14 protein-coding genes are annotated in these 20,857 nt (G+C 29.8%); 9 read left to right on the top strand and 5 right to left on the bottom strand.

All coding sequences use genetic code 11. The features are described from left to right. Positions 1 to 254: 254 nt before the first annotated feature. Entirely contained in the window at positions 255 to 1,562 is a 1,308-nt protein-coding gene (locus tag BXQ17_RS11980) for a pitrilysin family protein (protein WP_077810865.1), read from the top strand. A 9-nt stretch (positions 1,563 to 1,571) separates the two neighbouring features. Continuing rightward, positions 1,572 to 3,626: a pitrilysin family protein gene (locus BXQ17_RS11975; protein ID WP_077810864.1), complete on the top strand. Its 2,055-nt coding sequence runs from the start codon at positions 1,572 to 1,574 to the stop codon at positions 3,624 to 3,626. Positions 3,627 to 3,681: 55 nt separating this feature from the next. Here the strand turns inward: BXQ17_RS11975 and BXQ17_RS11970 are convergent, their stop codons facing one another. Then, a complete protein-coding gene (locus BXQ17_RS11970; RefSeq protein WP_077810863.1) occupies positions 3,682 to 4,557 on the bottom strand; it encodes a DMT family transporter in 876 nt (291 codons plus the stop codon). Positions 4,558 to 4,651: 94 nt separating this feature from the next. Between BXQ17_RS11970 and BXQ17_RS11965 the strand changes: the two genes are divergently transcribed. Then, a complete protein-coding gene (locus BXQ17_RS11965; RefSeq protein ID WP_077810862.1) occupies positions 4,652 to 5,125 on the top strand; it encodes a cation transporter in 474 nt (157 codons plus the stop codon). Positions 5,126 to 5,197: 72 nt separating this feature from the next. Here the strand turns inward: BXQ17_RS11965 and BXQ17_RS11960 are convergent, their stop codons facing one another. Next, the gene (locus tag BXQ17_RS11960) at positions 5,198 to 7,210 is read right to left on the bottom strand and encodes a hypothetical protein (protein ID WP_077810861.1); all 2,013 of its coding nucleotides are present in this window, start codon (positions 7,208 to 7,210) and stop codon (positions 5,198 to 5,200) included. 131 nt (positions 7,211 to 7,341) lie between these two features. Beyond that, positions 7,342 to 10,092, bottom strand: a complete 2,751-nt coding sequence (locus BXQ17_RS11955) for a TonB-dependent receptor (protein WP_077810860.1) — start codon at positions 10,090 to 10,092, stop codon at positions 7,342 to 7,344. A gap of 260 nt (positions 10,093 to 10,352) precedes the next feature. Here BXQ17_RS11955 and BXQ17_RS11950 point away from each other — a divergent pair, with 260 nt between their 5' ends. Beyond that, on the top strand, positions 10,353 to 12,605 hold the full coding sequence (locus BXQ17_RS11950) for an inorganic phosphate transporter (RefSeq protein ID WP_077810859.1): 2,253 nt from the start codon (positions 10,353 to 10,355) through the stop codon (positions 12,603 to 12,605). 64 nt (positions 12,606 to 12,669) lie between these two features. Here BXQ17_RS11950 and BXQ17_RS11945 read toward each other — a convergent pair whose 3' ends face one another. Beyond that, on the bottom strand, positions 12,670 to 14,868 hold the full coding sequence (locus BXQ17_RS11945) for a patatin-like phospholipase family protein (protein WP_077810858.1): 2,199 nt from the start codon (positions 14,866 to 14,868) through the stop codon (positions 12,670 to 12,672). A gap of 2 nt (positions 14,869 to 14,870) precedes the next feature. Beyond that, positions 14,871 to 16,664 (bottom strand): excinuclease ABC subunit UvrC, encoded by a 1,794-nt coding sequence (gene uvrC / locus BXQ17_RS11940; RefSeq protein WP_077810857.1) that lies wholly within the window; start codon positions 16,662 to 16,664, stop codon positions 14,871 to 14,873. A 183-nt stretch (positions 16,665 to 16,847) separates the two neighbouring features. Here uvrC and BXQ17_RS11935 point away from each other — a divergent pair, with 183 nt between their 5' ends. The 5 genes from BXQ17_RS11935 (at position 16,848) to BXQ17_RS11915 (ending at position 20,819) form a co-directional block, all read left to right on the top strand. Further along, entirely contained in the window at positions 16,848 to 17,246 is a 399-nt protein-coding gene (locus tag BXQ17_RS11935; RefSeq protein ID WP_077810856.1) for a hypothetical protein, read from the top strand. A 630-nt stretch (positions 17,247 to 17,876) separates the two neighbouring features. After that, a complete protein-coding gene (locus tag BXQ17_RS11930) occupies positions 17,877 to 18,527 on the top strand; it encodes a hypothetical protein (protein ID WP_077810855.1) in 651 nt (216 codons plus the stop codon). 100 nt (positions 18,528 to 18,627) lie between these two features. Continuing rightward, the gene (locus BXQ17_RS11925; RefSeq protein ID WP_077810854.1) at positions 18,628 to 19,419 is read left to right on the top strand and encodes a sensor histidine kinase; all 792 of its coding nucleotides are present in this window, start codon (positions 18,628 to 18,630) and stop codon (positions 19,417 to 19,419) included. A gap of 12 nt (positions 19,420 to 19,431) precedes the next feature. Then, complete coding sequence (locus BXQ17_RS11920; RefSeq protein ID WP_077810853.1) at positions 19,432 to 20,112, top strand: response regulator transcription factor; 681 nt, start codon at positions 19,432 to 19,434, stop codon at positions 20,110 to 20,112. A gap of 116 nt (positions 20,113 to 20,228) precedes the next feature. Further along, on the top strand, positions 20,229 to 20,819 hold the full coding sequence (locus BXQ17_RS11915) for a phage tail protein (RefSeq protein ID WP_077810852.1): 591 nt from the start codon (positions 20,229 to 20,231) through the stop codon (positions 20,817 to 20,819). Positions 20,820 to 20,857 lie beyond the last annotated feature (38 nt).

The following is a 20,857-nucleotide window of genomic DNA, read 5'->3' as shown; positions in this document are numbered from 1 at the left end:
GCGTATTAATACTTATTATACACTTTCTCTATAGAAAATGCGGATGCAAATATACATATTTTTTGCAACTCTACAACATTGCTGTAAAAAAATAAACTATTTAATAATCAAGCAAATAAACACGGTTTGCTCTTTACATTTTATAAGATTCTCACTATTTTTGAAAATAACTTACAAAAAAAGTTAATTTGTTGTAACAAAGATAATTTATCTGCGTCATACAAAGCATCAACTATTAATTAAATAAAAAATAAATGAAAAAAAGTATTTTATCTCTTGCTTCAGCATTGTTGATTGCATTTTCTGCAAACGCACAAAAGGTTGAGTTTGAAGAGTACAAGTTAGACAACGGACTACATGTAATACTGCATCAAGACAAATCTGCCCCAGTAATTATTACTTCTGTAATGTATGGTGTTGGCGGTAAAGATGGTGACAGAAAAAGAACAGGTTTTGCACATTTCTTTGAACATTTATTATTTGAAGGAACTAAAAACATAAAAAAAGGAGAATGGTTTAAAATTGTTTCTTCTAACGGAGGAAGAAATAATGCAAACACATCTCAAGATAGAACTTACTATTATGAAATTTTTCCTTCTAATAAATTAGAATTAGGTTTATGGATGGAATCTGAACGTTTATTGCATCCAATTATCAAACAAGAAGGTGTAGACATTCAGAATGAAGTTGTAAAAGAAGAAAAAAGACAACGTACAAGACCGTATTCTAATCTTTTACCAGAAATATCTAAAAACATCTTTAAAGTGCATCCTTATAAAGATCCAAATGTTGGGTATATGGATCATTTAGACGCTGCTACGTTAGAAGAGTTTTTAGCTTTTAACAAAAAATACTATGTACCAAACAATGCAACTTTAGTAGTTGCTGGTGATATGGATATTGCTGCTACTAAAAAAATGATTGAAGATTATTTTGGACCAATTCCAAGAGGTGAAGAAGTAGTAAGAACTTTCCCGAAAGAAGAACCTATTACAAAAGAGTTTAAAGCTAAAGCTTATGACGAGAATATTCAAATACCTGCAATTGTAGCGGCTTATAGAACTCCTTCTTTTAAAACAAGAGATTCTAAGGTTTTAGATATGATTTCTACATATTTAAGCGGTGGTAAAAGTTCTGTTTTGTACAAAAAAATTGTAGATAAAAAGAAAATGGCTTTAGCAGTACAAGCTGCAAATGTTTCTCAGCAAGATTATGGTGTGTACGCACTTTTTGGTATTCCTTTAGGAAAAACTCCTTTAATGGATTTAATCAAAGAAATTGATGAAGAAATTTTAAAAATTCAAACAGATTTAATTTCTGAAAAAGATTACCAAAAAATTCAAAATCAATTTGAAAACAATTACGTAAACTCAAATTCTAGCGTGGTAGGTATTGCAAATTCTTTGGCTAGATACCACGTAATGTACGGTGATACTAATTTAATAAATTCTGAAATAGATATTTATAGATCTATTACCCGTGAAGAAATTAGAGAAGTTGCAAAAAAATATTTAAACAAGAATCAAAGATTAATCTTAGAGTACTTACCTAAGAAAAAATAATTAAGAAAGATGAAGACAAAAATTTTATCAATTATAGCAGTTATAACCATGTCTTTTGCCACAAATGCGCAAATAGACAGAAGTAAAATGCCTACACCAGGACCAGATCCTGTTGTAAAATTAGGAAGTGCAGAAAAATTCTCTTTAAACAACGGATTAACAGTAATAATGGTAGAAAACCATAAATTACCTAGAGTTTCTGCTACTTTAAGAATAGACAATAAACCTTATTTAGAAGGAAATATTTCTGGTGTTTCTGGTATGATGGGAAGCTTATTAGGTAGAGGAACTACTAATATTTCTAAGGATGATTTTAATGAAAAAGTAGATTTTTTAGGTGCAAGTGTAAGTTATTACAGTACTGGCGCTTCTGCTAGATCATTAAAAAAATATTTTCCAGAGGTTTTGGGTTTAATGGCAGACGGTGTTAAAAACTCTACATTTTCTCAAGAAGAATTCGACAAAGAAAAAGAAGTTACTTTAGAGAATTTAAAATCTACAGAAAAAAATGTCCCAGCAATTGCAGGTAGAGTTCAAAATATTTTAGTGTATGGTAAAAATCATCCTTACGGAGAATTTACAAGCAAAGAAACTGTAAATGCTATTACGTTACAAGATGTAAAAAACAATTACAATACATATTACAAACCTAACAATGCTTATTTAATTATTGTTGGTGATATCAATCCAAAAGAAACTAAAAAGTTAGTAAAAGATTTATTTGAAGGTTGGCAAAAAGGAGAAATCCCAACATCAACTTATCCTGCTCCAAAAAACTTACCAACATCAGCAATTAGTTTTGTAAACATGCCAAACGCAAAACAATCTGAAATTTCTGTAATTAATACTACAGATTTAACTTTAGGAGACAAAGATTATTACGCTGCTTTATTAGCCAATAAGATTCTTGGTGGCGGTGGTTCTGCAAGACTTTTTAATAACTTAAGAGAAGACAAAGCCTATACTTATGGTTCCTACTCTGGTATTAGCCAAAGTAGAGAAGACAACACAGCAACTTTTAGAGCAACTGCAAGTGTTAGAAACATGGTAACCGATAGCGCTATTGTAGAAATCAAAAAAGAAATTAACAAAATTCGTTACCAAAAAGTTACAGAAAAAGAATTACAAGATGCTAAAGAAGAATACATTGGTGGCTTTGTAATGGATGTCCAAAAACCTGCTACTGCAGCAAGTTATGCTTTAAACATTGCTTTATATGATTTACCAGAAGATTTTTATGCTAACTATATTAAAAACATCAACTCTGTAACTGTAGATGATGTTCAAAATGCTGCTATCAAATATTTTAGAGGAGATAAAGCTAGAATTATGGTAACTGGTAGAGGAATTGACGTTCTTAAAAACTTAGAAAAAACAGATTATGTAATTAGTTATTTTGATAAAGAAGGAAATCCTACTGAAAAACCAGAAATGACTATGCCAATTCCTGAAGGAATGACTGCAGAAACAGTAGTTAATAAATATTTAAATGCTATTGGTGGTAAAGACAAAGTTATGACTGTAAAAACTACCATGATTGTTTCTAATGCAACTATACAAGGTACGCCTTTAGTAATGACAATGAAAGCTGCTGCACCTAATAAATCTTCTCAAGAAATTGCGGTTATGGGTAATGTAATGCAAAAAACTGTTTTTAATGGAGCCACAGGATATTCTTCTGCAAGAGGTCAGAAAAAAGATATGACTGCAGAACAAATTACTAAAGCTAAAAGCGGTAACGCACTTTTTAGTGATTTAGCTTACAGCGCTGGTAAACTTTTAAGAATAGAGCCTTTAGATGGTAAAAATGCTTATGTTTTAGGGTTTAATGACAAAGAAGTATTTTATGATGTAACTACCGGATTAAAAGTTAAAGAAATTACGACTACTAAAACTCCAGACGGAAAAGAAGTAAAAACCCCAACTGTTTATTCTGATTACAAAGAAGTTAACGGAGTTAAGTTTCCGCATGCAATCGGAATTAAATCTGGACCAATGAACTTAGATTTTGTTGTAAAAGAAATTAAAATAAATGAAGGTGTTTCTGATGCAGATTTTAACTAATCAACTTTAGAATCATACATTTTATAAAGAGCCAAGAAATTATTCTTGGCTCTTTTTATTTTTTCTTATTTACTAGATAAACTCCAAAAAGTATAATTACACCAGCAAATATTTGAAGAGGACTTAACTTTTCTCCGTCTAAAACTCCCCAAAAAATGGCTACTAACGGAATTAAATATGTTACAGATGATGAAAAAACTGGATCTGAAATATGAACCAATTTATTGTATATTGTTTTTGCGATTCCTGTTCCTACAATTGATAAGATAGCTAAATACCCTAAAGACTGCATCAAAACCTTATCATTAAAATCAAAATTTTTAAAAAAATCTGTAAAGCTTAAAACGATAAAAGCAGGCACAATCAATAATAAAAAATTACCAGTAACAATAGACAAAGCATTTAAATCATTTAAATACTTTTTTACCATGTTAGCATTAAAAGCATAACCTATCGAAGCTATAATAATTAGAAACGCATACCAATAATTTTGATCAGGATTTAGAGCTGCTCCTTTTAAAATCAAAATTAATGTACCAATTAAACCAATTAAAATACCATATAGTTGTGTTCTTTTAAATCCGAAACCAAATACAATTGCACCAAAAATAAGCGTATTAAAAGGCGTTAAAGAATTTAAAATTGAAACAATAGAGCTGTCTATTGTAGTAATTGCAAAAGCAAATAAAAACCCAGGTACAAAAGTGCCGGCAATAGATGTAAAAACGATGTATTTATAATGCTTTTTCTTAATTTTTTTAAGTGACGGAAAAGCGACTAACAATAAAAATATCGAAGTAAAAATCATTCTTAACGCACCCAACTGTATTGGTGTAACACCCAATAAGGCTTTTTTCATCAGAATAAAAGAACTACCCCAAACCAAAGAAAGTAAGGTTAAATACAACCATTTTTGTTGCTGATTATTCATGCTTCGTATATTTCTGAGTACAAAAGTGTAACAAATATTAAAATATAAACACGATTATTGATAAATTTGTAACATAATTTAATAATTAAATATTATGAACACTAAAAGAATATTATTTTCTATAGCTATTACTTGTTTCGTTTTTATAGGATGTGCTAAAGATGTAAAAAAAGAGAATGTATCTCTAGCTATTTCTGGTATGACTTGCGAAATTGGTTGCGCAAAAACAATTCAATCTAAATTATCTAAAAAAGAAGGTGTAATAGATGCTAAAGTTGTTTTTACTGATAGTATTGCTAACATTGCTTACGATGCAAACACAACATCTAAAAGCGAATTGATTGCTTATGTTAACGGAATTGCTGGCGGAGATTTATATACGGCTTCAGAAACTTTAACAAAAGTAACTAAAACTAAAAAATCACATACTTGTTCTGCTGATTGTAAAGAAAAGTGTGAATTAAAAGCAGAAAAAAAAGGCTGTTGTTCTGGTAAAACAATTGATGGTAAAATGATTTGTGCAGAAGATTGTAAAATGGCTTGTTGCGACAAAAAAGAAACTGTTTAAAACAACAGTAATTCTATAAATTAAAAAAAGCAGGCTTAAAGCCTGCTTTTTAATTTTTATAAAAGTATTAGATTATAAACCTGCACTTTTCCAAGTCCAAGTAGAAACATCTACTTTAGTTCCTGTTTTATAGTCTGCTGTAGTTGTTGCTGCAACACCATCTATAATAACATTTGCTAAAGGACCATTGTCTTTCATATCAATATTCTTAGCATAACCTTCTAACCAAATGTTAGTAATAGTTGCACCAGAAGTCTTTTTAAATTGTAAAGCAGTACCATCTACAGTAGAAATAGCAGTTAAGTTTACAAATTTAGGGTTTCCGTTAGCCTTATCACCTTCAAAAGCAGTAGAAAAACCAGATTTAGTATGAGAAATGTAAGTATTAGTTACAGTACCATTCCATCCTTCTGTCCAGTCTACAGAATCATCTTCGTTATTTTCTAAGTATAAGTTTGAAGCAGAAACTGTTCCACCGAAAAACTCTACACCATCATCTGCACCATCAACTACAGAAATGTTTTCTACAGTTGTACCAGAACCTACAGCGTAAAAAGAAACTCCGTTGTATTGAGATTCAGAATTAATCTGAGCACCTGTTCCTTTAATTACTAAATACTTAATAGATCCAGAATCATCCGCATCTTCTGTTCCACCGTAAATAAAACCACCAACTTCTGCTTCTGCATTAACACCCGCAGATGTTGTTGCTTTACCACAAATTGTTAATCCACCCCAATCTCCTGGCTCACCAGAAGCAGATGCAATAACTACTGGGTTAGTTGCAGTACCTTGAATATCTATCTTACCACCTTGTAAAACTGCAATGTAAACACCAGTTCCACCGTTTCTTGCAGTAATTTTTGTTCCTGCAGGAATTGTTAAAGTTGCACCAGATTGTACAATGTAAGAAGAGTTTAATGTATAGTTAACAGAAGCGTCTAAAGTTACATCTGTAGTTACAGCACCTTGTAAAGCACTAGTTTCAAAAGATAAATCTGTTGGTACCCAATCGAATGCAGAAGCTGCAACAGTTGGCACAACAGTTGTGTTTAATGTATAGAAGTACTCACCTGAAGCAGTCATTTCTTCTTCTGTAGCTAAAGCAACTGGCGTGTATCCATCAGAAAAAACTACATTAGAAGTAGCACCACCATCTGCCATATCTAAATCTACATCATAACCACTTAAAGATAATCCAGAGATTGTTCCTCCAGAATTCTTTTTGAATTGTAAAGCTTTACCACCAACAGTAGAAATAGCTGTAATATCGTTAAATTTAGGATTTCCGTTATCTTTATCTCCTTCGAATGCAGTAGAAAAACCAGATTTAGTATGAGAAATATAAGCAGTATTTACTGTTCCATTCCATCCTTCTGTCCAATCGATAGAATCATCTTCGTTGTTTTCTAAGTATAAGTTAGAAACAGAAACTGTACCACCAAAAAACTCAACACCATCATCAGAACCATCTATAACAGCAACATTGCTTACAGTTGTACCAGAACCTACAGCGTAAAAAGAAACACCATTATATTGAGAGTTTAAGCTAATTTGAGCACCTGTACCTTTAATAACTAAATAGTTAATAGAACCAGAACTGTCTTGATCGTTAGTACCACCATAAATAAAACCACCAACTTCTGCTTCTGCATCTACACCTGCAGTTGTTGTAGCTTCACCACAAAGAGTTAAACCACCCCAATCACCAGGATTTCCTGAAGCTGAAGACATAATTACTGGAGATGATGCTGTACCTTGAATATCTATTTGACCACCTTGTAAAACTGCGATAAAAACGCTTGTTCCGTTGTTTAATGCTTGAATTTTAGTTCCTGCTGGTATTGTTAATTTAGCACCAGAGTCAATAGTAAAAGCTGCATTAAGATTATATGCCACACCAGGATCTAATGTGTAATCTTCATCTAAATTACCATTCATTATCCCAATCTTTAAGTTTTCTATAACTTCAGATTCGTTACCTGGTAAAATAATATCTGGCTCATCACTACCACAATTGGTTAATGTTAAAGTAGCAAGCGAAAAAGCTACGATATTAAGAATTTTAAAAACTGATTTTTTCATTGTATTTTGTTTGATTTTAATTTTCCACAAAGAAATCAACTAATCCTTTTCTTTTCTTTATGTAAATATTAATCCTATGTTAGCATTTATTATAAAAAATACCCTTTTGTTAAATAATCGTTAACCAATACTTAGAAAGTATATTTTACACTTAATGTAAGTTGACTTCCTTTCTTATAAGATAAAACAGTTTGATTTGTTTCTATCTCTGTAATTAAGTCTCTAACTTTTTGAGTTTGTTTAATTTCTGGGTTTAATAAGTTTCTACCTACAAACTTTACAACTAAATTATCTGTAAGTTTTTTACTTACAACTAAATCTAAAGCAACAAACCCTTTTTCTAAAATTTCGTCATTATAAAGAGATGCACTATTTGCAAAATCTTCTGGAGATCCTAAGGCAAATATTTTATCCGAAGAATAGTTACCAGTTAAAGTTGCAATAAATTCTTTTTCTTTTTTATCACTGTAACTTAAAGAACTATTTATAATAAAGTCTGAAGCACCTTGTAAACTCGATTCTGTAACATCCTTATATTGAAAGTCTTTTAACAAATCTTGTTTTAACCACATTTTAGTAATGTTACCAGTAATGTTTAAAACACCTTCATCGTCATCATTTTTTATTAAATCTGTTTTAGCTTCAAGCTCTACACCATAAACTTCTGCTTCATCACCTGTATTAGAATACACAAAGTTACCAGAAGAACCTCTTGCTTGCGCTAAGTTAATTGGATTTATAATTTGCTTATAAAATGCCGTTGCAGAAAACAATTGCCCTCTTTGAGGAAATATTTCGTATTTTAAATCTAAATTATAAATGTCAGATTTTTCTAACTCAGGGTTTCCTTTAATTACACGACCTGTAGGAGAAACATACTCGAAAGGTGCTAACTCTTTAAATTCTGGTAAAGTTTGTGTAATACTTGATGCGAAACGTAAGTATTGATTTTCTTTAATTTCGTATTTTAAATTTACACTTGGGTATAAACTTTCATATACTCTATTAATTGTACCTACTCTACCTACATAGTTTGTTACATCCCAAGTAACATCTAATTCATTTCTTTCGTAACGTAAACCTAAATTACCAGAAAACTTTTCGTTTAACTGAAAATCGAAGTTTACATAACCTGCCATAATATCTAAATCTGCATTGTATCTATCTACCTCACCTACTCTTAATCTTAAACCATTATTAAAGTTAGTTGGTGTAAAAGTTTCTGATAAATCATCTATAGAAGGTGCCGTAAAATCTTTTGCTCTAACACCAACAAATAAAGATCTAAAAGTTCTTTCTTTGTGTCTAAAGTTTACACCATAATTTAAAGAATATGGCTTATCGTCATCTTCGTTTTTAGCACCTAAAGCCCATTTATTTTCTATAAAAGCAGTATATTCTTTATCTTGAATTTTCTGCGTAGATTTTCTTTGCTGATAATCACCAACGTGAGAATACTGAATTAATGGCGAATTTGTAATATCTAAAATATTAACTTCGTTTCTAATTCTGTTTGGCTCTTCTGCTAATACAAAATTGTAACCTCCAGCCCAATTTATAGTATTATTCTCGTTCCATTTATGTTCTCCCATTAATTGGTTTACAAACATTGTTGTTTGTAAAAAGTTTTGATCTCTTACAAAAGCGCCTTCTTCTTGCGGGTCTTGATCAAAAACATACCCTAAACCATTTCTACCTTGCTCGTACAAGTTTGTTCTACCTGTATTTACAAAAAGTGTATTGTATTTAAGTTTATTATTATCGTTTAATTTTATTTTGAAGTTTACATAACCTGTTGTATTGGCTACAGAACTATACTGCTCTGCATCAGAAAAACTATTATCTAAAACATTAGATCTGTAAGAATTAAAAACACCTTGTTGGTGTGTAAAAGATTTCGAGTGAGAACCCGTTAAGAAAACAGCTACATCTTTACCTAAAACCGTAAATTTATTTGCTGCAGTAAAAGAACCACTAAAATTAACCGGTGTAGACATTGCTTCTGTACCCCAACCTTGGTTTGTTATTAAATCTTGTAATGCAAATGTTTTTTTATGAAAACCTAAAGTAACATCATTGTTAATAATTGGTGTTCTAAAATCGCCGTTTAAACTTGTTACGTTTGTGTTAGTACCACCAGAAACAGATATAGAAAAACCTTTTTTAGTATACTCTTTAGAACCTATATCTACATTACCAGAACCTTGGTCTGCATAACTAGAAGTAGCATATGTTTTACTTACACCTATATTTTTAATAACACTTGTAGAAAATAAGTTTAAGTTGATGTTTTTGTTTGATACATTATCCGAAGGAATAGCTAAACCATTCATAGTTGTAGATAAGTATCTATCACCTAAACCTCTAATAAATATATTTCCAGTTCCTTCACTTTTTGTAACACCAGAAATTTTAGTTGTTGCATTTGCTGCGTTAGATACACCAACCTTAGCTAATGTTTGCGCACCAATACTTTCTTTAATTACAGTTGCTTTCTTTTGTTCTAATAATAATGCATTTGCAGATTCTTTACTTGTAGATGTTTTAATAACAACCTCATCTAAACCTACACCTTCTTCTGCAGACATAACTTGGTTTAAAACTACAGTTTCTCCTGCTTTAATTGTAAATGTTTTTTCAACAGTTTTGTAACCTAAAAAACTAAAAGAAACAACATGTGTTCCTACAGGTACTTTAATAGAGTAATTTCCATCAAAATCAGTTGTGGCTCCAACATTTGTACCTTTAATTAGAACATTCGCAAAAGGCAAAGGCTCGTTATTTGTTTCTTTATCGGTTAATAAACCCTTTAAAGTTCCTTTGTCTTGCGCGATTAACACTTGACTTAATGCTATAAAAGCAATAAATAAAATTTTCTTCATTTTGTATGTTATTTACTTTGGCAAAAGTCCGTTAGGTTTGTAAAGTCTATGTTAGTTGTAAATTATCGTTGCGTTATTAGCGCGTTAAGACAATGTTAACCAAGCGTGTTTATATGTTAATTTAACATTTCTTAATAATTTTATGGTTTAATAATAAAATTGTTATTTTTGACGCGTTCTTAAATGAATTTCATAACATTAAGATAACGTAGTCAACAGATTGAGTATTTAACTTTGCTGCTTAAAATTTTTGAAGAAAAATGGGTGATCCATATATTTTGATGCTTGTCGCTTTAGCTGTTTTAGCTATTGTAGATTTAGTTGTTGGTGTAAGTAATGATGCAGTAAATTTTTTAAATTCTGCCATAGGTTCTAAAGCCATTTCTGTAAAGAAAATAATGATTATTGCTAGTGTTGGTGTCTTCTTTGGCGCTGTAACTTCTAGTGGAATGATGGAGGTTGCAAGAAAAGGTATTTTTAATCCTGGTATGTTTGTTTTTCAAGATGTAATGTACATCTTTATGGCAGTAATGATTACTGATATTCTATTGCTAGATATCTTTAACTCTTTAGGAATGCCAACTTCTACAACCGTTTCTATTGTTTTTGAACTTCTAGGATCTGCTGTAGTTATTGCGCTTATTAAAATTGCAAATAACGATGCCGAAAACATTAGCGCTATCTGGAATTATATCAATTACAATACCGCTACAGATATTGTTTTAGGTATTTTACTCTCTGTAGTAGTTGCTTTTTCTGTTGGTGCAATTGTGCAATACTTCTCGAGACTTATTTATTCTTTTAACTTTGAAACAAGACCTAATTATATAAATGCTTTATTTGGCGGTTTTGCAATTACAGCAATTACATATTTTATAATAATTAAAGGTTTAAAAGGTACAGATTTCTACGGCAGTATTGCTGGGTTATTAGAAGGAAATACAATACAGATTATAGCTGCTAGTTTTTTAATTTGGACATTAATTTCTGGATTGTTAATTCGTTTTTTAAAGATTAACATTCTTGTTTTAATTATAGGTGTTGGTACTTTTTCTTTAGCAATGGCTTTTGCTGGTAACGATTTAGTAAACTTTATTGGTGTGCCAATTGCTGCATTAAACTCTTATGAAGCTTGGAGTGTTTCTGGTGTAGATCCTCAGTTATTTTCTATGGGAAGTTTGGCTAAAAAAGTACCTTCTAATATTTGGTTACTGCTATTGGCTGGTGCAATTATGGTTGTTACTTTATGGACCTCTTCTAAAGCTAAATCTGTAATAGAAACTGGTATTAATTTATCTAGACAAGGTGAAGGTCATGAAAAATTTCAACCTAATAATGTATCTAGAGTTGTTGTTAGAGCTGCAATGTTTTTAAATGTTGGTATTAATTATATCATTCCAAAGAAAACACAAACATTTATCAATTCTAAATTCGAAAAACCTGTTTTACAACTTACAAAAGACAAAACTTACGAAATGCCTGCTTTCGATTTAGTTAGAGCTTCGGTAAACTTAATTATGGCAAGTGTTTTAATTTCTATAGCAACTTCTATGAAGTTGCCACTCTCTACAACTTATGTAACATTTATGGTTGCAATGGGTACTTCTTTAGCAGATAGAGCTTGGGGTAGAGAAAGTGCAGTTTATAGAGTTGCTGGTGTTTTAAATGTAATTGGTGGTTGGTTTTTAACTGCAATTATTGCATTTATTGTAGCAGGTGTTATTGCTTATTTAATTAGTTTACATATTGCATCTATCCCTTTATTATTAATTCTTTTAGCTGTTTTAATTGGTAGAAACACCATAAAACACCGTAATAAAACAAAAGAAGTAAAAAAGAAAGATTACATAGAAAGAGCTGAATTAATTACTATTAATGGTGTAATCGAAGAAAGTGCAGATCATATTTCTGGTGTTGCAGAAAGAGTAAACAAATTGTATACAAATGTTGTTAACGATTTAGCAAACCACGATTTAAATAAACTTCGTAAAACAGATAAACACGTAGAAAAGCTTAATAGTGAGATTGACAGCTTAAAAGATGGTGTATTCTATTTTATAAAATCTTTAGATGAAACATCTGTACAAGCTAGTAGATTCTATATTATGGTTTTAGGTTATTTACAAGACGTTGCGCAATCTATAAGCTATATTTCTAGAGCAAGTTACAAGCATGTAAACAACAATCATAAAAACTTAAAGAAAGGTCAGTTAAAAGATCTTAAGGAAATTGATATTGAATTGGCTTCTCTTTTAATGAAAGTAAATGCTACTTTTAAAAATAGAAGTTTCGATGATTTAAGTCAGATTATTTTTGATAAAAGACAACTCTTAAACCATGTTTCTGATTCTGTAGAAAAGCAAGTCGCTAGAATTAGAACAGATGAAACAAGCCCAAAGAATACAACTCTTTATTTTAGTTTATTACTAGAAACAAAAGATTTAATTTCTGCATTAATGAACCTTTTAAATACATACGAAGAGTTTTATTTAACTACGAAATCTAAAAAATAAGATTACTATTTATACATTAAAAAAAGCCATGAATTAATTCATGGCTTTTTTTGTTTTTAGTTTTTTAAAACCAAAACCCTAAATTAAATAACCATTGCCCATCTGTATGGTCTGGCGTCCAGCTATATTTTATTTCTATAGGTCCCAAAAAAGAATCGTAACTATAACCTAAAGCATAACCAGATTTTACATTTTCGAATAAATCTAAATCTTTAAATACATTATCTTCTAATCGTGCATAATTTGCAATAACTGAAAAATAATGAGAATCGCCTACTCGATATCTAAAATCAAATTGAGATTTTATAAAAGAATTGTTAGACAAATCTGCCAATTCATATCCGTATAATGACACAAAAGTATTTATGTAATTTTGATTGTAACCACCTAGATAAAAATCGAAAACATTAGAGGTTGGTTGCCCAAAAGTAAAACCAGCTTCATTAGTGTTCAGAAATGTAAATCTATCAAAAAAGGTTTTAGCAAAACCCAACGTTCCTTTTGCTTGCGAAAACATTGTAAAATTATCATTGTAATCTGTTGATGCGATATACCATTTAAAATTTAAGTCGGCAAAATAACCTTTGGTAGCAAAATATTTTTTATCGTAAGTGTCTAACTTTATATATCCGAAGGCATTAAAATAATTACTTCTATCGATTATTGTTTCTGGCACATCATTAGTAGATAATGTTTCTGTTGATGCTTTTAACCATTTATGCTCTGCACCTACACCTAAAGCAAATTTTCTATTAAATGTCGTCTGAAAAAAGGCTTGATTGGTAATATCTGTATAACTTAAGTTGATACTACTTACGTTGGGTAAATCTGATACTTGATTATATTTCGAATTACTTCTAAAATGATTGTAACGAGATCTAAACCCGTAACTTATATAAAAACCATTATCTACAAAATAATTTAAATTGTATCTTAAATTATCTCCTAAAATCATGTCTAAAGAAAACAAATCGTTTTTTTTAAGTAAATGTTTCTGGTTGTAACTAGCCAAAACACTCGACTTATACAGCAAGTCGTAATGTACACCTAACTTTAAGTTTGCATTTTCGTTAGATTCTTTTAATCTAAAGTCTAACAAATAACTTCCGTCTACTTTTTTAATTAAATTATATTCTATTCGGTTATAATTTCTTGTTGCAGAAAGCAAATAAATCTTCTTTGTAATGTCGTTTCTAGATAAACTATCTCCATTTTTTATATTTAGTTTCCCCAAAACAAATGCTCTGGTATAATAAGAAGCTCCATCAATTCCAATATCAGAAATCAACAACTTTTCTGTGCTAAATTCTAAGTTTTTTCTTTTCTTTTTTGTTTTTTGTTTGGCTGCAATTTCATCAAAAACCTTTGCATATTTAGATGCTTCGATAACACCTTTTTTTAAAATTTCTTCTTTTTTATCAAAATCTACAACTGTATAATTATAAATTTCTGGATGAATATAAACATCTAACTTTTTTACCTCTTCATCAGATTTACTATACATTTTATAGCTCATAATCTGGTTTAATAAAGCAACAACAGAGTTTATTTTATCTTTCTGAAACAGTTTACCTTCTACATCTACACCAATCACAATATCCATTCCTTTTTGCTTTAAAATACTCACAGGAAAATTATTTGCAATACCACCATCAATTAACAGCTTATCATCAATCTCTACAGGGTTTAAAAGTGAAGGGAAAGAACCACTTGCTCTTAAAGCTAATGGTAAAGAGCCTTTTTCTAAAATTACTGGCGATCCGTTTTCTACATCTGTTGCAATACAAAAAAACGGAATTGAAAGTTTAGAGAAATCTTGATTGCCATCTACAGAATCGAAAAGTTCTAACAATAAGTTTAATACATTTTGTCCTTTAGAAATTGCTCTTGGTAAACCTATTTTACCTTTGTTAACAGGCAGTGTAACTACAGATTTTTCGCCATATTCTTTCTCGAAAAAGGTTTCTGAACTTCTAGGTAATCGGTCTCTTAACAGCGTTAAGAAATCTGTTTTTAGAATAATTTCTTCTATTTGATTTGCAGAATAACCAGCAGCATACAAACCACCAACAATTGCGCCCATACTTGTACCACCAACATAATCTATTTGTATACCAGCTTTATCAATTGCTTTTAAAACGCCTATATGAGCAAAACCTTTGGCACCTCCTCCGCTTAAAACCAATCCTACTTTTGGCTGTTTACTTTGCGTATAAATACTTAAGGTGATAAGAGAAACAAAAAAAAGTAGTTTTATTTTCATGATTATTGTTTGTGATAATAATTGTAGACTTTTAAAGCTCTAGAATTACCAATTGTAGCTTTTAAATCTTCTAGAGAAGCTTCTTTTACACGTTTTGCCGATTTAAATTTACGTAATAATGTAGTAATTGTCTGTTTACCAATATCCGGAATTTGTTCTAACTCAGATTTTATAGCACTTTTACTTCGTTTATTTCTGTGAAATGTAATTCCGAATCTGTGCGCCTCATTTCTTAAATACTGCGTAATCTTTAAGGTTTCAGATTTTTTATCTAAATATAATGGTATTGGATCATCTGGGTAATAAATTTCTTCTAATCTTTTAGCAATACCTATTATGGCAATTTTACCTCGCAAACCTAAAACCTCTAAACTTTTTAATGCTGATGAAAGCTGTCCTTTACCACCATCTACAATAATTAATTGTGGTAACGGTTTGTCTTCTTCTAACAAACGTTTGTACCTTCTAAAAACAACTTCTTCCATAGAACCAAAATCGTCTGGCCCAACAACAGTTTTTATGTTGTAATGTCTGTATTCTTTTTTACTTGGTTTACCATCTCTAAAAACAACACACGCGGCAACTGGGTTTGTACCTTGTATATTCGAATTATCGAAACATTCTATATGACGAGGCTCTACAGAAAGGCGTAAATCTTTTTTCATTTGCGCCATTATTCTTTTTGTATGCCTTTCTGGATCTACAATCTGAACCTGTTTAAATTGCTCTTGTCTATAATATTTTGCATTTCTTTGAGACAGCTCTACAATACGTTTTTTATCGCCTAATTTAGGAATTGTAACTTTTAAATTTTCACCTAAATCTACTTTAAAAGGCACATAAATTTCTGGCGATTGCGATTCGAAACGTTGTCTAATTTCTACAATAAACAATTCTAATAATTCTTTATCTGTTTCGTCTAGCTTCTTTTTAATTTCTGTGGTATGTGACTGTATAATCGATCCGTTAGAAATTTTTAGAAAATTAGCATAACCATGGGTTTCATCAGAAATAATAGAAAATACATCTACATTATTTATCGACGGATTTATAATAGTACTTTTAGATTGATAATTGCTAAGTAAGTCTAATTTTTCTTTAATTTTTTGCGCCTCTTCAAACTCCATGTTTTCAGCAAAATTTAACATCATGCTATTAAATTTCTCTAGACTTTCTTTAAAATTACCTTTTATTATGTTTCGAATTTCTTTTATAGACTCGTTATAATTTGTTTCGGTTTGCAAAGCTTCACAAGGGCCTTTACAGTTTTTTAAATGATATTCTAAACAAACTTTATATTTGCCTTCATTTATATTCTGATGACTTAAATCGTAATTACATGTTCTTAAAGGATATAATTCTTTTATTAAGTCTAATAAAACCCTTACTGTTCTTATAGAAGTGTATGGTCCGTAATATTCAGACCCGTCTTTTATAACTCTACGTGTCATAAAAACTCTAGGAAAACGCTCTTTTTTTATACACAACCAAGGGTAACTTTTATCATCCTTTAGTAAGACATTATAGCGAGGTTTGTATTTTTTTATAAGATTGTTTTCTAATAATAAAGCATCTGTTTCTGTATTTACAACAATGTGTTTTATACGAACAATCTTTTTTACTAGAACTCTTGTTTTACCGCTATCGTGGTTTTTATTAAAGTAAGAAGCAACTCTTTTTTTTAAGTTTTTAGCTTTACCAACATAAATAATTACATCATTTTTATCAAAATATTGATAAACACCAGGTTCTTTTGGTAAGGTTTTTATTTGAAGCTCTAAAGAAGGTATAGACATAGCACGAAAATACCAATTTTTAGTACATATTTAAGAATGTATTACTAGATTATTTTTTAACATTTAACAAGTATAAACACCTAATTTTAAGCAATTAGTTAATAGTTAACACACAAGTTTACATTATTTTACATATTTTTATTGCCTAACCAAACTTAATATTAACACTTAAATTAACTACAAATGTCAACGAAACCAAACGACATACCAAAACCAAACCCAAGAAACACTATTAGTTTAAAAATTGCAAAAGACTGGGCTAAAAGGTGGCGTAAACTAGAAAGCAGCTACAACAATTATAATGATTGTAGAGCATTTAACATTCCTTTAAAAGATTTGCAAGAAGTTATAGATGAAGGCGCAGCAAGCGTTAGAGCATACATTGGCGTAGAAAAAACAATGGTTGAAGGAGAAAAAGTATACATCGAAAAATTAATGATGGTTGGTGTAGACAAAAATGGAAAAGATATGATTTCTTCTAAAGACGGACTTACTTTAGATGAGGAAGGTGGAGATATTTATGACTTCTCTGAACCTTGCCCAAATGTTTGTGATGAAGAAAGTCCTTTAAATGGAGGTTAATAAATTTCATACTATACTCTTATAACAAGAATTACAAAGCACTAAAATACTTTATTATGTATTTGGTGCTTTGTTGCGTTATTCAAAAAATATCAAGTGATATTAGCGCAAAAGGTAATAATAATTTATACTTAAGCCATTATTTTTTTACTGGGCAATTTATTTTTTTAAGTCTTTTTTTTTTCAAAAATACTTGAGTTTAAAAAAGTAGCTAAATTTATTTTAGGTTTTACTATTGCTCTTAGGGTTATTATTATAACATATTTTTATTTACACGAAGAAGCTTATCGAAAATGGAGTGAATTCGAAATTGTTTTAACCTCAACGCCTCTTCTAGTATATAGTTTTCTGTATTTTTTAAAAAAGATAGAAGTAAGTACAAGTAAAAGGTTTATCTATTTTAATTCTGGCTTCTTTGTTTACACACTTTGTAGTACACTTATTTTTTTGTTGGGTAACCTTGTTACTAAACACATTAAATCATATGTTTGGGATATTAATCAACTGCTGTATTTATTTTTTCAAATAGCAGTTTTAATAGAATGGATTAAAAACTTTAGAAAACAATTTTTATTTCGTTTCAATAAGAATAAAATCTAATCGCAGCATTTTACAATCTTAACAATTTATATGGATTCAATTTTTATAGTACGAAAAAGCCTCATTTACTTAGGTTACGTTGTTTTATTTATAAATGTTATTCTGTATAGTGTAACGTATAAGCAAAAATCTATTGCCTATAAATATTTGTATTTCTTTTTACTGTTAAGTTTAATCATTCAAATTATTAGTTCTTATTTAGCTTTTAAAAAAATTAATAATTTATTTTTCTTTCATGTATTTACCATTGGTCAATATATTTTAATGAGTTTGTTTTTTAGTACAGTTTTAACCAATCAAGTAATAAAAACCATCTTAAAATATAGCTGTGTAATTTTACCAATAACACTTATTGTAGTTTTTTGCTTTAAACCTGATTTGCTATTTCGATTTAATAGTATAGAAATTCTTGTATTTTCAATTCCTTTAATCATTTCTAGTTTTGTTTTTTTTATCGAAAAAATTGATTCTAAAAACAAAAAGTACATCTACTTTAATTCAGGTTTTTTCTTATATCTAATTTGTAGTACATTATTGTTTTCTGCAGGTAATATTCAAACGACAACCACACGTTTATTGTGGTTATTAAACTCTTTTATTTACTTATGCTATCAAGTTTTGATTGTTGTAGAATGGAATAAAATTTTTAGAAAAAACAAAAAACTAGAGCAACAAGTATAAATACCTGTTTTTTATCTTAGGTTTTTTATATCGCTAATTTTCAACTACTTTTAAATAAAAATTTTTCCTTAATTTCGTTTTTACTTTTCAAAAACCCCTTATGGAAGAATTCTTTGCTAAAGAAGATCAAGTGATTGTTATTGTACTAATAGGTGTTTTATTACTCCTCTTAATGGGAGCCGCCCTACTTTTATTTTTCTTTTTCTCAAGAAAAAAAATAGTAGCAAAAGAGTTAGAGAAAAAAACTTTGCAAATAAACCATCAAAAAGAAATAATACAATCTATAATAGTAACACAAGAAGAAGAACGCAAAAGAATTGCACAAGATTTACATGACGATATTAGTTCTAAACTAAATGTTATCAATTTAAACGCAAATCTTTTAAAAGACGGAGACTTAAGCCCAGAAGAATACTTATTTGTTAACGAAGGTATTTTAGATGTAACAGATAAAACTCTAGAAAGCGCTAGAAAAATTGCACACAATCTTTTGCCTCCAATTTTGGCTCAGTTTGGTTTAAAAGATGCCATAGAAGAACTAGCAGACAGTTTTAATAATAGCAGAAAAATTAATATTGATTATAAAATTTTATATCCAAAGAAACATTTATCACCACAAAATGAATTGCATTTATTTAGAATTACCCAAGAGCTAATTAACAACTCTGTTAGACATGGTAAAGCTAGAAATTGTAGCATCAAAATTAATTATAACAGTAACAAACTATATTTTGATTATGCAGATGACGGTATCGGTTTTAACTCTGAAAACATAGAAAATAAAAAAGGCCTTGGCATAAAAAATATAGAAAGTAGAGTGTCTTTACTAAATGGTCAATTTCAATTAAAAAGTAAACAAAACGAAGGTTTTAAAATTTTAATTACAATATAATACCCTAAGGTTATGAGTAAAATTAACATAGTAATAGCAGATGACGAAGAACTTTTTAGAAAAGGCATGCGTTTTCTATTAGAAAGAGAACCTAATTTTAATGTTGTTTCTGAAGCCGGTAATGGTGAAGAATTACTTAATTTTATTCATACAACAGAAGAATTTCCTGATGTAATTTTAATGGATTTAAAAATGCCAGAGATGAATGGTATAGAAGCTACCAAAGCCATACATAAATCGCATCCAAACATTAAAATTATAGCTTTAACAAGTTACGATGGTAAATCTTTTATAACAAATATGATTGATGTTGGCGCATCTTCTTACTTGCTAAAAAACACCAATCCAAAAACTGTAATACATACCATAAACGAAGTTTTTAGTAAAGGATTTTTCTATGATGAAAAAGTACTTAAAATAATACACGAAAACATAATTTCTTCGAGTGGTAAACGTATTAAAAGCGATTTAGATAAAAACTTACTATCGAAACGAGAATTAGAAGTTTTAGAACTTATTTGCGAGCAATTTACAACTGTAGAAATTGCAGAAAAACTTTTTATAAGTCCAAGAACTGTAGAAGGCCATAGAAATAACTTATTACTAAAAACACAATCTAAAAACGTGGCTGGTTTGGTAATTTATGGTATTCAAAAGAAATTAATAGAAATTACCCCAGATTTTAATTTATAATATAAAAACAAGTATAAATACCTGTTTTTTTACAAGAGTGCTTTCGCCCTAAAGTAGAGCCACATTAATTAGTATGTTTGTTATCAATATTTTAACTAAACTAAAACTTTATTATTATGGCATCAGCAGACCCATTATTAGGATCAATTAGTATGTTCGCAGGTAACTTCGCCCCAAGAGGTTGGGCATTATGTAACGGACAATTATTACCTATTGCACAAAACTCAGCTTTATTCTCAATTTTAGGAACCACTTATGGTGGAGACGGTAGAACAACTTTTGCATTACCAGATTTACGCGGTAGAGCACCTGTTAGTTCTGGTCATGGACCAGGATTATCTCAAAGAAATTTAGGATCTAGATCAGGGACTGAAATTACTACTTTAAGTATAAATAATTTACCTAATCATAGCCATAATGCTACTTTTACACAAACAGCAGGTGTATCTACAACACCAGCAGTAGCTGATGAAGCTAATACAGATGAACCAACAAATAATAAACTTGCTATCCCAAATATATCAGGAGCGAACAAAGTATATAGTAACGCTACAGCTGACGCAAATTTAGCTAATGGTACAGCTACTGTAGCTGGTAATGTTACGATTGCTCCAACTGGAAATCAACAAGCTTTCAATAATATGCAACCATATTTAACCATTAATTATGTGATTGCTTTAATAGGAGTTTTTCCTTCCAGAAGTTAAACAAAATAAATTATTAAAAAGAAAATGAATATCAGTAT

It is taken from the genome of Polaribacter sp. BM10 (assembly GCF_002005425.1).
GTDB lineage: Bacteria > Bacteroidota > Bacteroidia > Flavobacteriales > Flavobacteriaceae > Polaribacter > Polaribacter marinaquae.
The sequence above is the reverse complement of the archived record's forward strand: the minus strand, read 5'-3'. Positions and strand labels throughout refer to the sequence as shown.

Bases quoted from the DNA above. Each gene is read 5' to 3' on its own strand.
- BXQ17_RS11980 (WP_077810865.1), top strand. From the start codon at position 255: ATGAAAAAAAGTATTTTATCTCTTGCTTCAGCATTGTTGATTGCATTT.
- BXQ17_RS11975 (WP_077810864.1), top strand. From the start codon at position 1,572: ATGAAGACAAAAATTTTATCAATTATAGCAGTTATAACCATGTCTTTT.
- BXQ17_RS11970 (WP_077810863.1), bottom strand. From the start codon at position 4,557: ATGAATAATCAGCAACAAAAATGGTTGTATTTAACCTTACTTTCTTTG.
- BXQ17_RS11965 (WP_077810862.1), top strand. From the start codon at position 4,652: ATGAACACTAAAAGAATATTATTTTCTATAGCTATTACTTGTTTCGTT.
- BXQ17_RS11960 (WP_077810861.1), bottom strand. From the start codon at position 7,210: ATGAAAAAATCAGTTTTTAAAATTCTTAATATCGTAGCTTTTTCGCTT.
- BXQ17_RS11955 (WP_077810860.1), bottom strand. From the start codon at position 10,092: ATGAAGAAAATTTTATTTATTGCTTTTATAGCATTAAGTCAAGTGTTA.
- BXQ17_RS11950 (WP_077810859.1), top strand. From the start codon at position 10,353: ATGGGTGATCCATATATTTTGATGCTTGTCGCTTTAGCTGTTTTAGCT.
- BXQ17_RS11945 (WP_077810858.1), bottom strand. From the start codon at position 14,868: ATGAAAATAAAACTACTTTTTTTTGTTTCTCTTATCACCTTAAGTATT.
- uvrC (WP_077810857.1), bottom strand. From the start codon at position 16,664: ATGTCTATACCTTCTTTAGAGCTTCAAATAAAAACCTTACCAAAAGAA.
- BXQ17_RS11935 (WP_077810856.1), top strand. From the start codon at position 16,848: ATGTCAACGAAACCAAACGACATACCAAAACCAAACCCAAGAAACACT.
- BXQ17_RS11930 (WP_077810855.1), top strand. From the start codon at position 17,877: ATGGATTCAATTTTTATAGTACGAAAAAGCCTCATTTACTTAGGTTAC.
- BXQ17_RS11925 (WP_077810854.1), top strand. From the start codon at position 18,628: ATGGAAGAATTCTTTGCTAAAGAAGATCAAGTGATTGTTATTGTACTA.
- BXQ17_RS11920 (WP_077810853.1), top strand. From the start codon at position 19,432: ATGAGTAAAATTAACATAGTAATAGCAGATGACGAAGAACTTTTTAGA.
- BXQ17_RS11915 (WP_077810852.1), top strand. From the start codon at position 20,229: ATGGCATCAGCAGACCCATTATTAGGATCAATTAGTATGTTCGCAGGT.